Source organism: Massilia sp. Root351, assembly GCF_001425045.1.
GTDB lineage: Bacteria > Pseudomonadota > Gammaproteobacteria > Burkholderiales > Burkholderiaceae_D > Rugamonas.
On the sequence record NZ_LMDJ01000010.1, the window covers coordinates 76707 to 90370 of the forward strand.

The 13664-nt window shown below is 63.9% G+C and carries 9 protein-coding genes; 7 read left to right on the forward strand and 2 right to left on the reverse strand.

Translation table 11 applies throughout. From position 1 onward, the window contains the following. The first annotated feature begins 235 nt into the window (after positions 1–235). From ASD15_RS12805 to ASD15_RS12815, 3 genes are all read left to right on the forward strand, one after another. On the forward strand, positions 236–3340 hold the full coding sequence (locus tag ASD15_RS12805; RefSeq protein ID WP_057155375.1) for a TonB-dependent receptor: 3105 nt from the start codon (positions 236–238) through the stop codon (positions 3338–3340). A 13-nt stretch (positions 3341–3353) separates the two neighbouring features. Continuing rightward, positions 3354–5015, forward strand: a complete 1662-nt coding sequence (locus ASD15_RS12810; RefSeq protein ID WP_057155376.1) for a DUF5597 domain-containing protein — start codon at positions 3354–3356, stop codon at positions 5013–5015. A gap of 66 nt (positions 5016–5081) precedes the next feature. After that, positions 5082–6686 (forward strand): DNA mismatch repair protein MutS, encoded by a 1605-nt coding sequence (locus ASD15_RS12815; RefSeq protein ID WP_082551803.1) that lies wholly within the window; start codon positions 5082–5084, stop codon positions 6684–6686. A gap of 81 nt (positions 6687–6767) precedes the next feature. On the opposite strand, the gene ASD15_RS12820 is transcribed toward ASD15_RS12815, so the two are convergent. Together ASD15_RS12820 and ASD15_RS12825 are read right to left on the reverse strand one after the other, a co-directional pair. Then, positions 6768–8708, reverse strand: coding sequence for a phosphoethanolamine transferase (locus tag ASD15_RS12820; RefSeq protein WP_082551804.1), 1941 nt, complete (start codon positions 8706–8708; stop codon positions 6768–6770). A gap of 104 nt (positions 8709–8812) precedes the next feature. Continuing rightward, complete coding sequence (locus ASD15_RS12825; protein WP_082551805.1) at positions 8813–9793, reverse strand: GlcNAc-transferase family protein; 981 nt, start codon at positions 9791–9793, stop codon at positions 8813–8815. A 255-nt stretch (positions 9794–10048) separates the two neighbouring features. Here ASD15_RS12825 and rpsL point away from each other — a divergent pair, with 255 nt between their 5' ends. The 4 genes from rpsL to ASD15_RS12845 form a co-directional block, all read left to right on the forward strand. Further along, positions 10049–10432 carry a 30S ribosomal protein S12 gene (rpsL, locus tag ASD15_RS12830; RefSeq protein ID WP_056392507.1) on the forward strand — a complete coding sequence of 128 codons (384 nt, stop codon included), beginning with the start codon at positions 10049–10051 and terminating at the stop codon, positions 10430–10432. Positions 10433–10570: 138 nt separating this feature from the next. Next, complete coding sequence (gene rpsG, locus ASD15_RS12835; protein WP_057155378.1) at positions 10571–11041, forward strand: 30S ribosomal protein S7; 471 nt, start codon at positions 10571–10573, stop codon at positions 11039–11041. A 111-nt stretch (positions 11042–11152) separates the two neighbouring features. Then, positions 11153–13258: an elongation factor G gene (gene fusA / locus ASD15_RS12840; RefSeq protein WP_057155379.1), complete on the forward strand. Its 2106-nt coding sequence runs from the start codon at positions 11153–11155 to the stop codon at positions 13256–13258. 74 nt (positions 13259–13332) lie between these two features. Then, positions 13333–13664, forward strand: a 332-nt coding sequence (locus ASD15_RS12845) for a GTP-binding protein (protein ID WP_229418168.1), incomplete at its 3' end; no start/stop codon positions are given.

Here is a 13664-nt window from a genome sequence, read left to right on the forward strand (position 1 = left end):
GTCCGGCTGTCCGAGCTTGTCCGGCCGGACAACCGCCTCGGCCATGCATGATTGCGTTCAACATGCATCTTTTTGTTGCCGCCGTGCTTATTTTTGTGGCTACTGTAACGCACTGTATCCGCGCGGGAAACTGCAAATGGTTGCGTATAACATTCGATGTTAGAAAATGTTGACAAGCTCGCCGAAACGCTCCTACACTGATAAAAGCAGCATCGAAAAACACCAGGAGACAAAGATGATCAAGCAGCACGGAAAGCACGCCGCCCAGGCGCGCAAGCAGGTGGTATTGGGTCTGACGGTAATGGCCAGCGTCATTGCACAGGCATATGCACAAGAGGCGGCCACGCCGCCGACGGCGCCGGTGGCAGCTGCCGCCGAGGCGGCACAGGACGGCGCAGCGCCGTTGCAAACCGTGAAAGTGACGGGTTTCCGCAACAGCTTGATCTCTTCCGCCAAAGATAAAAAGGAATCGGTCGGCTTCCAGGATTCGATCAATGCCGAAGACCTCGGCAAATTCCCGGACAAGAATATCGCCGAATCGCTGGCCCGCGTGCCGGGCGTGGGCGTGTCGCGCGACGTGACGGGCGAGGGCATGACGATCCAGATCCGCGGCCTGGGCTCCTCGTTTACCAAGATCCTGCTGAACAATTCGCCGGTGGCGGTGGCCTCGTCCGGCCCGATCGACGGCGCCAACACCAACCGCGAGGTCGACCTCGACCTGCTGCCGACCGACCTGTTCACCAAGCTCACCGTCAGCAAGAGCCCGACCGCGGGCCAGATCGAAGGCGGCGCGGCCGGCGTGGTCAACCTGCGCAGCGCGCGTCCGTTCGACAAGGAAGGCCGCCAGACCTCCATCAGCCTGACCGGCACCAAGCAGCAGATCGCCGACAAGGCCGGCGCGCGCGGCACCGCCATCTGGTCGAATACCTGGGAAGGCAAGTACGGTATCCTGGGCGGCATTTCGCTGTCGCGCCAGGAAGCCCGCACCACCGGCTTTGAAACCGTGGGCTGGACCAACCCCAACCTGACCGCCGCGCAAAGCAGCTCGCCGACCCGCAACAACACCGGCGGCGGCAACTGGACCATCCCTGCCACCGTGCCGGCCAATGCCGGCAACGGCCTGGTGGCGGGCACCGTGATCGACCAGGCTTTCCTGCTGTCGAAGAACCCGGGCCTGACGATCCAGCAGATCGACAACGCGATCGTGCCGCGCCTGGGCCGCACCATGGAATACTACGGCACCAAGGACAAGATTTCCGCCGTGCTGTCGGGTGAATACCGTCCGACCGAAAACCTGCATTTCTACGTCGACACCATGTACAGCAAGAAGGACGACGACATGCAGCGCAATGCCTACACCTGGGCGGTGCGCAACAACGCGTCGATCCCGCTGAACATGCAGGTCGATAAAACCGATTGCGCCAATGGCTGCACGGTCACCTCCGGCACCTTCGCCAACGCGCTGAACTTCATCGAGTTCGGCCCGCGCCGCGACAAGGTCGACCTGCTGGGCATCAACCCCGGCGCCGAATGGAAGATCACGCCGAAGCTGGTGCTGGACGTGGCGGGTAACTACAACCGCAGCCGCTTCACGCACGAAGCGCCGACCGTGATGCCGATGACCGCCCCGAACAGCGGCAACACCATCACCTACGCCAACAACGGCGGCGTGCCGTCGATCGTGTCCAACCTGGACCTGAGCAACCCGGCCAGCTACCAGTGGGTGGGCGGCCGCGTCAACATCCAGAACGAACTGCGCGAAACCGAAACCAAGGGCTTCCACACCAACCTGGCGTGGGGCGACAAGACGCTGACCATCAAGGGCGGTCTCGCCTGGGACGACATCGACCGCCAGATCCGCGCGCAGGACAACTCCGCCGCATGGCAGGCCGCCGTCTGCGGCAACAACCCGACCGTGTTCCTGCAAGGCCCGAACGGCGCGCCGGCCTGCAACGGCGCCAGCACCCCGGGCGCCAGCGCCGCCGCACTGTACCCGGGCTACGGCACCGGCTACACGGCCGGCCAGACCGCGCCGCTGACCTACCAGGGCTCGCTGATCACCAACGCCGCGCTGCCTGGCTACCTGGTGCCCGGCCCGTACGGCAACCTGGCGCTGGACTGGGACCGCTTCCGCAAGGATTCTAACTACGACTACTACAACAGCACCGCGCCGGATTCGGGCGCATCGTCCACCGGCGCCAGCGCCGGCTACATCCGCGAGAAATCGAAGGGCGTGTACATGGAAGCGAGCGGCGAACTGGCTCCGGCCGGCTTCACCACGCGCTGGAACGCCGGCGTGCGCTACGTGCGCACCAACCAGCAAGTGGGCGCGCTCAACTCGCAGTCCGATCCGCGCAATGCCAACCTGACGCTCAACGGCAGCAAGTACCCGAACATCAGCGCTTGGGTTTACCAGAACACGGACTACAGCAACGTGCTGCCATCGGCCACCGTTGCCGTCGACGTGCGCAAGGACATGGTGTTCCGCGCCGCCGCATCGCGCAGCATGACCCGCGTCGATCCAAACGCGCTGCGTCCGGGCATCAACTTCTCCGGCGTGTCGGCCGACACCGGCACCATGGGCAACCCGAACCTGAAGCCATACCTGTCTGACAACATCGACCTGGGCCTGGACTGGTACACCGGCCGCGAAGGCTACGTCTCGGTCACCGGCTTCCAGAAGCGCGTCAACGGCTTCACGGTGCAGGAAAACATCAGCATGCCGTTCAGCGCGCTGGCGCAGTACGGCATCAACTACGGCACGCTGATCCCGACGCAGCAGCAGGCGATCGATTCGCGCGGCGGTCCGGATGTGGCGCAGGTGGTAATGACCCGTCCACGCAACGCCGACGGCATCCTGCGCATTCGCGGCCTGGAACTGGGCTGGGTGCAGCCGCTCGACAAGCTGCTGCCGATCAAGGGCTTCGGCTTCAATGAAACGCTGACGCTGATCAACCAGAAGGCCAGCGGCGAAGGCTCCAGCGGCTTCATCGCGCTGGGCGTACCGAAGAAGACCAACAACTTCAGCGTGTACTACGAGAACCACGGCTACATGGCGCGCTTCATGCACACCTACTCGCAGGGCAGCCAGGTGGCCACGGCGAACCAGAGCGGCATCACGCAAGCTGCGCTGTTCGGCGACACCTACAAGCAGTGGGACTTCTCGTCGGCGATCGAACTGGACCAGGTGTTCGACCGCGAAGGCTGGCCATCGCTGACCTTCGACATCGTGAACCTGAACAAGGGCAAGCGCCGCGGCTACTTCCAGTTCTCGAACGCCACCATGTCGCAGTACGACCCGGGCCGCACCTTCGCAGTTGGCCTGCGCATGAAGTTCTAAACGAAAGGGCCGCATGAACCTTCGCTTCCCCAAGCGATGGCGGCCTGCTGCAACCCTGGCGGCGATGCTCCTCGCATCGCCCGCCATGGGTGCGGCGCCCGATGCACCCGTGCCGCAATTGCGCAAGCAGGGCACTGCCGTGCAGCTCATCGTAGACAACCAACCCTTCCTCGTGCTTGGCGGCGAACTGCACAACTCCAACGCCTCCAGCCTCCCCTACCTCGAAAAACTGTGGCAACCGCTGAAAGAGGCGGGCGTCAATACCGTGCTGGCCCCGGTCGAATGGGACCAGGTCGAGCCGCAGGAAGGCCGCTTCGATTTCACCGTGCTGGATGGCATGCTGAAGCAGGCCCGCGCCAGCAACAGCCGCCTGATCCTGCTCTGGTTCGGCGCCTGGAAAAATTCCATGTCGACCTATATGCCGCCGTTCGTCAAGCGCGACCAGCAGCGTTTCCCGCGCGCGCGCAACCGCGCCGGCCAGGCGCAGGATATCCTTTCGCCGTTCGGCGCCGCGACGCTGAAGGCCGATTCGGCAGCCTTTTCCGCCATGATGAAGCACCTCAAGCAGGCGGACCCGCAGCGCACCGTGCTGATGGTGCAGGTTGAAAACGAGATCGGCATGCTGCCGGACGTGCGCGACTACAGCGCGCCCGCCAACGCGGCGTTCGCCGGACCGGTGCCGGCGCAGCTGACGGCCTACCTGGCCGCCAACCGCGCCGGCTTGCACCCCATGGTGCGCAAGCTGTGGGAAAGCCGCGGCAGCCGCAACGCGGGCAGCTGGGGCGAGGTATTCGGCGACTCGATCGAGGCGCAGGAAGTGTTCCAGGCCTGGTACTACGCCGTCTTCACCAACGGGCTGGCGGCGGCCGGCAAGGCGGCCTACGGCCTGCCGATGTTCGTCAACGTGGCGCTGAACCGGCCGGGCAAGAAGCCGGGCGAGTATCCGAGCGCCGGTCCGCTGCCGCACCTGTTCGATATCTGGAAGGCGGGCGCACCGGCGGTCGACATCCTGGCCATCGACAGCTACTTCCCCAACTTTGCCGAATGGGCGCGCCAGTTCAAGCGGCCGGACAATCCGCTGTTCGTCCCCGAGGGCAACCGCATCGGCCGCCCGGAACTGGGCGCCAACGCCTTCTTCTCGATCGGCGAGCTCGATGCGATCGGCTACTCGCCGTTCGGCATCGAGGACATCAAGGACGCGCCCAAGGATCCGCTGCGCGGCGCCTACGCGCTGCTGCGCCAGATGACGCCGCTGATCATGCAGTCGCAGGGCAAGGGCGTGATGCGCGGCTTCAAGGCCAACCTGTCCTATGACGGCGTGGTCGACCCCACGCCGGCCAAGGTGATGCTGGGCGGCTTCCAGCTTGAAGTGAGCCTGGCCAACCAGTGGGGCAAGACCGAGAGCCTGGAGTACGAAGGGCGCGGCGGGCTGGTGATCCAGACCGGCGAGGATGAATTCGTCGTCGCCGGCAAAGGCATGACCGTGACCTTCCGCGATCCCGGCGACCCGGCCGCCACGGTCGGCATCGAGAAGGCCACCGAAGGCGGCTTCCAGGACGGCGCGTGGCAGGAGGGGCGCTGGATGAACGGCGACCAGACCCACCAGGGCCGCCATATCCGCCTCGACGGCGACCGCTGGTCGGCGCAGAAGGTCAAGCTCTACACATTCCGCTGACCGCGCGCATTGAATTCCCGGCAAGCGCCTCAACTTGCCAGGAATTCAATCACTCTCAATGCGGACATGTTCAAACTGCTGGCAGGCTTCAGCGCTCCCCTTATCGACTACCCCTTCCCGCGCAGCGACGTGGCGATGTACGCCGCCACGCTGCCGCCCCACGCCGGCGCTGCACCGGTGGACCGGCAGACCTGGGACGACCTTCTGCTGGACCAGTATGCGGACCGGCTGGCGCGCGGGACCAGCATCTTCGGCCAGCAGGAGCTGCACCGCCGCCTGCTCGGCACCGGCAGCGGCGCTGCCGCCGACGTCGCCGCCACCGCGGCCACCGCGGCCCGCGTGCGCGCGCTGGCGGCGGACGGCGCGGACCCGCACCGCGCCGCCTTGCAAACCGCCTGCGTCGATCTGCGCTGCGCCGAAACCGAAATCGCCGGACTGCTGTTCGGCGCCGGGCCCGCCCCCGCGCCGCGCTGGAGCCGCCTGCTCAAGTGGCTGCCGCCCGCCTTCCTGCTGAGCGCTGCGCTGGTGCTGCTGTGGTGGCCGCTCTGCGTGGCGGCGCTGGTCCTGTGGGTGCTGCTGATGCTGGTGCAGGTGAAGTTCTACGAGCAGTCGCAGCGCTGGGAGCAGCTGGTGGGCACGCTGCAGCTGCAGTTGCGCGCCCACAGCCTGCTGGGCGCGCTGGCGGGCGGCGCCGGGCCTGGCGCCGCGCTAGCCGCGCCTTTCCGCGACGGTGCCGCCCAGGCCGGCAAGCTGAGCCGCCAGCTGGGCCGTTCCTCGCTGGAGAGCGTCATTCCCGGCTTGAAGGAGTACGGTGAATGGATAGGGCTGTCCAACATCCGCCGCTACTTTGCCGGGCGCGACCTGTTCCTGGCCCACCGCGCCTTCCTGCGCGACAGCTACCGCATGGTGGCCGGCCTGGACGCCGACCTGGCGCTCGCGCGCGAATTGCGCGCCGCGCCGGTGGTTTGCTGGGCGACGCAGCCCGCATCCGCCGCATCGCCAGCTGCGCAGCTGCAGCTGGACGGCCTCGTCCACCCGCTGCTTGACCAGGCCATGCCGCTCACCATCACGCTGGAAGGCAAGGGCGCCTTCATCTCCGGCCAGAACGGCATCGGCAAAAGCACCCTGTTGCGCACGCTGGGCCTGAACCTCATTACCGCGCGCGCCTTCGGGTTCTGCTACGCGCGCAGCGCCAGCGTGCCGCTGCTGCCGGTCTACTCCAGCATGCAGAGCGAAGACTCGCTGGCCGGCGGCGAAAGCCTGTACATCGCCGAACTGCGCCGTGCGCACGAGCTGCTGGCGCTGGCCGGGCAGGGCCGCGCCGTCTTCCTCATCGACGAAATTTTCCGGGGCACCAACCACCTCGAATCCGTGTCCGGCGCCGCCGCCGTGCTGGACACGCTGGCGCAGCAAGGCACGGTGCTGGTCTCCTCGCACAACCTGGTGCTCGCCCCCTTGCTGGCGCACCGCCTGGCGCCGCTGTGCGTCAGCGCCGAAGGCGGCCAGCTGCGCGTGCGCCCCGGCGTGCTGGCCCACACCAACGGCCTGACCCTGCTGGCCCAGCGCGGCTTCGGTTCCGCCATCGAAGCCAAAGCCGCGCAAGTCCACGCCTGGCTGGGCAACTACCTGGCGCACCCCGACGATTGCGGCCACGTCCTGCGCGCCGCCTGATACACGGATTCCGGCCATTGCGTATAGGTCGTTTCATGCGTGGCCAGGGCATTGTGCTTGGCGTGGCGGCTGGCGATCGCCTCAATCTTGCTTGAGCGGCTTGTTCTTGTCGATCACTTCGCGGCAGTCGCCCTTGATGATGGCGTTGTCGTAGTTGGTCCAGCCGTAGCTGTCCACGTAGCGCTTGTGCTGCTTGAATGTCGGGCTCAGGAAGCTCCATTCGAGCCGCTCGCCTTCATAGCGGATGTCGCCCATGTCGAGCAGGGTGTGGAACATGTTCTCCGTCGCCAGCCGCGCCTTCTTGTGCTTGGCCAGCTGCTGCACCTTGCCGGGATAGCGTTCCTGGTACTGGTCCGAGTACCAGACCAGGGCCGGCACGTGGAATTCGTACTGCGTGTTGTGGCCGTGGAAGGCCAGGCGGCAGCTGCCGTCGTACAGGGTCTGGCCGTGGTCGGACACATACAGCATGGACGCGGCCACCTGCTGCGCCTTCAGCGTGCCGATGACCTGCGCCAGGAACCAGTCGGTGTAGAGGATGGAGTTGTCGTAGCTGTTATTGAGCTGCGGCTTGATCTTCAGGTCGGTGTAGGCCGGCTTGTCGATGCCGTACAGCGAGGGCTGCCACTTGTCGAACTCCTTCGGGTGGCGCTGGCTGTAGTTCCAGTGGCTGCCCAGCGAGTGCAGCACGATCAGCTTTTTCGGCGCCGGGTCGGCCAGCGCGTGCTTGAGCGGATCGAACAGGATCTGGTCGAAATTGGAATTGTTGGTGAAGCCGCCCAGGTTCAGGAACTGGATCACGTCCGCTTCCTTGGCGAACACCGACACCGGGGTGTCGAACTGGCCGAATGAAATCTGGTTCGACAGCCAGTAGGTCTTGAAGCCGGCTTCCTTGTACGCGGTGATGAAGGACTTTTCGGCGAAGCCGTCCTTCAGGCTTTGCATGGCCGGCTTGCGTGAAATGATGACCGGCACCGACAGGCGCGTGGCCGAGACGGCGGTGATGACGTCGCGCAGCGTGACCAGGTTGCTTTCCTTGCTCAGCAGCGGATTGGTCTCGCGCGCGTAGCCGTTCAGGCTCCAGCGGTCGTAGCGCGACGATTCGCCCAGCACCACCACCACCACCTGCGGCTCGCTGTTGCCTTCGGCCTGGCGCGCCTTGAAGGTGAAGCTGCTGCTGGTGCGGCCCAGTTCGGCCAAGTGCTGGCGCTCGTTGTAGAAGTCCACCCCGCGCCCCATCAGGCCGAACGGCCAGGTGTTGCTGAAGGCGGCGAAATCGACCGGCACCTTGGCCCACCAGGCCAGCGGCGCCAGCTTCCAGCCGGTGCGGCCGGCCGGCGCCACGGCCCCGGTGGCGGCGGCGCTGGCGGCCGCGTCGTCCTCTTCCGCGTCCTCCAGCTCGGCCGACGCGCCGTCGCCGAAGCCGGAGGCGTGCACGCTGGCCGGCGCCGAGGCGGCCGCCGAGGCATGCGCCGAACCGTGCCTGGCCGGCTTGCCCGCCACGCCGAATTCCCAGCCGTAGCCGGCCAGGCAGGCCAGCGCCGCCACGATGGCCAGCGCCACCCAGCGCGAGCTGTCGCTCCAGGCCAGCGCGCGCGTCCTGACCGCCACGTACCAGCCCGCGCCGAACCAGGCGATGACGCCGGCCAGCACCGCCGCCATCAGGTACACGGTGCGGCCCAGGAATTCCATGGCTTCCTTGGGGCTGGTCTCGGCAATGATGCCCAGGTGGTGGGTGGAGATACCCTGGCCGTAGTAGACGATCAGGTAGACCTCGGTGGGCAGCGCCAGGAAGGCCGGCAGCAGCAGCCAGTGGAACCAGGCCGGGCGCTTGAACACGGCCCACACGGTGACCCAGGCCACCACTTCCATGCCCAGCGTCTGCCACGGTGCGTCCACCGGCTTGCCCAGCAGCAGGGGCACAAAGGGCACGGCAGACAGGGCCAGGTAGCTCAGCAGCAGGAAGGCTTGGGCCGCCAGCGAACTGGCGGCGGGAGCGGGGACGGGGCGAAACAGAAGACGCATGACACGGGAAATAAAAAAAAGTTGCCCATTATCCGGCCCTTTGCGCCGCGCGGCGAGCGCTTTCGTGCACGGAGGGGGCGCCCGGGGCTGCCGGGCGCGCCGGCTCAGCAGAGCTGGCCGTGGAATGGGTCGCTGACGGTGCCGTTGCGGTAGTCGATGCCGCTGAAGGCGGCGTATTGCGCCAGCGTACGCTCGCTGCCCAGGCCGTAGGCGCCGGGCAGGCCGTCGCCGCACAGCAGGCGCCGCAGGCGCTCGGCCGCGCGCGTTGTCAGGTAGGCGCCGCTGAAGGCGCGCAGGCGGTCCACTTCGCCGTGCCAGTGGTGGCTGTCGTGCGGCGTGTTGGGCGCCTTATATAAATGGTACAGCGGCACGTGCAGCGGGTGGTAGATGTCCCAGCCGCGGGTCCAGGCCCGCACCGCCAGGCTTTGCTCTTCGCCGTGGAAGTAGAGATAAGGGTCGTACGGCACGTCGTCGATAAAGCTGCCGTGGCAAAACACGAAGCCGCCGGCGATGTGGCAGGCCGGCACCGGACGGTCGGTGAACAGGTGCCTGGCGATGAAGCGCAGCACCACGTCGCCGCCGGGCAGCAGCGGGGTGTCCGGGTGCGGGCGCAGCACCAGCACGGTCTTGCCCTCGGGCGGCGTGTAGTGCGGCACGCCGTCCACCATGTCGAAGCGGTAGGGGTAGGTACTCATGACCGGCTTGGGCGCCAGCTCCAGCAGCTGGCCGTGCTGGCGCCGCAGCGACTCGTCCCAGCCCGGCTCGAAGCAGGTGTGGGAATCGATCTGCAGCAGGTACTGTTCGCCGTCATACAAGGAGAAGGCCAGGTTGCGGGCCCAGCTCACGCCCAGCGTGTCCTGCAGCTGCACGTGCACGTAGCGCACCAGGCCGCCGTACGGCAGGGCGGCGACGGCGGCGCGCTGGCTGGCGTAGTGCTGGTCCACCACGGCAAAGCGCAGCCGCTCCGGATGGGCGGCCTTGGCCACCGCCTCGTTGAGCGTGAAGAACAGCATCGGGTCCAGATAGGACGCCAGGCTGACGAAGATGTTCTGGTTCGACATGATGGAAATGGTAACAGTTTCCATATTGCACGTATGCTGCCGAAATGCCGCAGCGGCAGGGCCGGTGGCGGCGAAAGGGTTTGACTCGACTTGTTTACCAGTCTATACTCGCGAGTTCTCGATTTATTCTGCGCATCGTATACGCTTTTTGCAGGCCGCTCCTGGTGAGTGGCTGCTCGCGCCTTCGGTGCCGCATGCGGAAGTGAGTCGGGACTAGGTTTTAGCCCCCGGACGCTTGTCCGGGTTGTCAACGGTAGTAATTTTGTTGGATTAACAACGATGCCAACCATCAATCAATTGATTCGCAACCCACGCGTTTCGCTGCGCGTGAAGAGCAAATCGCCGGCGCTGGAAAACAGCCCGCAAAAACGTGGCGTTTGCACCCGTGTGTACACCACCACCCCTAAGAAGCCTAACTCGGCACTGCGTAAAGTCGCCAAAGTGCGTCTGACCAACGGTTTCGAAGTGATTTCGTACATCGGCGGCGAAGGCCACAACCTGCAAGAGCACAGCGTGGTTCTGCTGCGCGGCGGCCGTGTAAAAGACTTGCCGGGTGTGCGTTACCACATGGTTCGCGGTGCACTGGATACCCAGGGCGTTAAAGACCGTAAGCAAGCTCGCTCGAAGTACGGTACCAAGCGCGCTAAAGCAGGTAAGAAGTAATACCAAGTTTCGTTTAGTGGCAGCTAACTAAGTGAATGTATCGGTCGAACTGACCGAGTAAGTGGACCACTATGATGGTGATCCGCGAGCTGCGGAACATATCGCCGCAAGCTCAACTGAAGATTGAAAGGAATTGATATGCCACGTCGTCGTGAAGTACCCAAGCGCGAGATTCTGCCGGATCCAAAATTCGGCAACACCGATGTCGCCAAGTTTGTAAACGTGCTGATGCTGTCCGGTAAGAAGTCGGTCGCAGAAAACATCATCTACGGTGCTTTCGAGCACATCGCTTCGAAATCCGGCAAAGATCCGCTGGAAGTGTTCGCTACCGCGATCAACAACGCCAAGCCGCTGGTTGAAGTGAAATCCCGTCGCGTTGGTGGTGCAAACTACCAGGTGCCGGTTGAAGTCCGCCCAGTGCGCCGTATGGCCCTGTCCATGCGCTGGCTGCGTGAAGCTGCCAACAAGCGCAGCGAAAAATCCATGCCACAACGCCTCGGCGGTGAGCTGATGGAAGCGGCTGAAGGCCGTGGCGGTGCAATGAAGAAGCGTGACGAAGTGCACCGTATGGCTGAAGCGAACAAGGCGTTCTCGCACTTCCGCTTCTAATAAAACTGGCCGGAATCTGGTGTTCCGGCCGTTTAATCATTTGTTCGAAGCCGGGCTCATTTTGGAAAAAATGGCGTCCGGTTTTGTCCATTAAAAGATTTAGGATCTATTATGGCCCGCAAGACCCCCATTGAGCGCTACCGCAACATCGGTATCTCCGCTCACATCGACGCTGGTAAAACCACCACCACCGAGCGCGTGCTGTTCTACACCGGCGTGAACCACAAAATCGGTGAAGTGCACGACGGCGCCGCCACCATGGACTGGATGGAGCAGGAACAAGAGCGCGGCATCACCATTACTTCCGCAGCGACCACCTGCTTCTGGAAGGGCATGGCGAACAACTTCCCTGAGCACCACATCAACATCATCGACACCCCGGGCCACGTTGACTTCACCATTGAAGTTGAACGCTCGATGCGCGTGCTGGACGGCGCTTGCATGGTTTACTGCGCAGTGGGCGGTGTACAGCCTCAGTCGGAAACCGTATGGCGTCAGGCCAACAAGTACAAAGTGCCACGTCTGGCCTTCGTCAACAAGATGGACCGTACCGGCGCCAACTTCTTCAAGGTCTACGAGCAGATGCGCGCTCGCCTGAAGGCTAACCCGGTCCTGATCCAGATCCCTATCGGCGCTGAAGACAACTTCAAAGGCGTGATCGATCTGGTCAAGATGAAAGCCATCATCTGGGACGACGCGTCCCAGGGCATGAAGTTCGACTACGTCGACATTCCTGCGGAACTGGCTGCCTCGGCCGCCGAGTGGCGCGAGAAGATGGTTGAAGCCGCTGCCGAAGCGACCGAAGACCTGATGAACAAGTACCTGGAAGAAGGCGACCTGACCGAAGCCGAGATCAAGAAAGCGCTGCGCGACCGCACCATCGCTTCCGAGATCGTTCCTATGCTGTGCGGCACCGCCTTCAAGAACAAGGGCGTGCAAGCCATGCTGGACGCCGTGATCGAATACCTGCCATCGCCAGTCGACATCGACGACGTGACCGGTACCGACGAGCACGAAGAGCCTGCATCGCGTAAAGCTGCCGACGACGAGAAATTCTCGGCGCTGGCCTTCAAGATCATGACCGACCCGTTCGTCGGCCAGCTGGCCTTCTTCCGCGTGTACTCCGGCGCCATCAACTCGGGCGACACCGTGTACAACTCGGTCAAAGGCCGCAAAGAGCGCCTGGGCCGTATTCTGCAGATGCACGCCAACCAGCGCGAAGAGATCAAAGAAGTGCGCGCCGGCGACATCGCCGCTGCGGTGGGCCTGAAAGACGTGACCACCGGCGAAACCCTGTGCGATCCAGCGTCGATCATCGTGCTGGAACGCATGGTGTTCCCGGAGCCGGTGATTCAGCAGGCTGTTGAGCCGAAGACCAAGGCTGACCAGGAAAAAATGGGCCTGGCGCTGAACCGCCTGGCACAGGAAGATCCTTCGTTCCGCGTGAAGACCGACGAAGAATCCGGCCAGACCATCATCGGTGGTATGGGCGAGCTGCACCTGGAAATTATCGTTGACCGCATGAAGCGCGAATTCGGCGTGGAAGCGACCGTTGGCAAGCCACAAGTGGCTTACCGCGAAACCATCCGCAAGGTTTGCGAAGAAATCGAAGGCAAGTTCGTCAAGCAATCCGGTGGCCGCGGCCAGTACGGCCACGTGGTTCTGAAGATCGAACCGCAAGAGCCAGGCAAGGGCTTCGAATTCGTGGACGCGATCAAGGGCGGTACCGTGCCTCGCGAATACATCCCTGCAGTAGAAAAAGGCGTGCGCGAAACGCTGCCTACCGGCGTGCTGGCCGGCTACCCAGTGGTGGACGTGAAGGTCACGCTGTTCTTCGGTTCGTACCACGACGTGGACTCGAACGAAAACGCGTTCCGCATGGCCGCTTCGATGGCATTCAAGGACGGCTGCCGCAAGGCAAATCCAGTCATCCTGGAACCAATGATGGCAGTGGAAGTGGAAACGCCGGAAGACTACGCCGGTACCGTGATGGGCGACCTGTCGTCCCGCCGTGGTATGGTGCAGGGCATGGACGAAATCCCAGGCGGCGGCGGCAAGATCATCAAAGCCGAAGTGCCTCTGTCGGAAATGTTCGGTTACTCGACCACCCTGCGTTCCGCAACGCAAGGCCGTGCGACCTACACGATGGAATTCAAGCACTACTCGGAAGCGCCTAAGCACGTAACCGACGCAATCGTTACCGCTAAAGCGAAGTAAAATAATGAATTGACCGGCCGAGGGGTGATCCCCCCGGCCGGGCAACTTTAAATCTTGTTCTAAGGAAGAATAAAATGGCAAAAGGTAAATTCGAGCGGACCAAACCGCACGTCAACGTTGGCACCATCGGTCACGTCGACCACGGCAAAACCACCCTGACCGCAGCAATCGCAACCGTTCTGTCGAAGAAATTCGGCGGCGAAGCTAAAGCTTACGACCAGATCGACGCTGCACCAGAAGAAAAAGCACGCGGCATTACCATCAACACCGCACACGTCGAGTACGAGACCGCATCGCGTCACTACGCTCACGTTGACTGCCCAGGCCACGCCGACTACATCAAGAACATGATTACCGGTGCTGCGCAGATGGACGGCGCGATCCTGGTTTGCTCCGCAGCCGACGG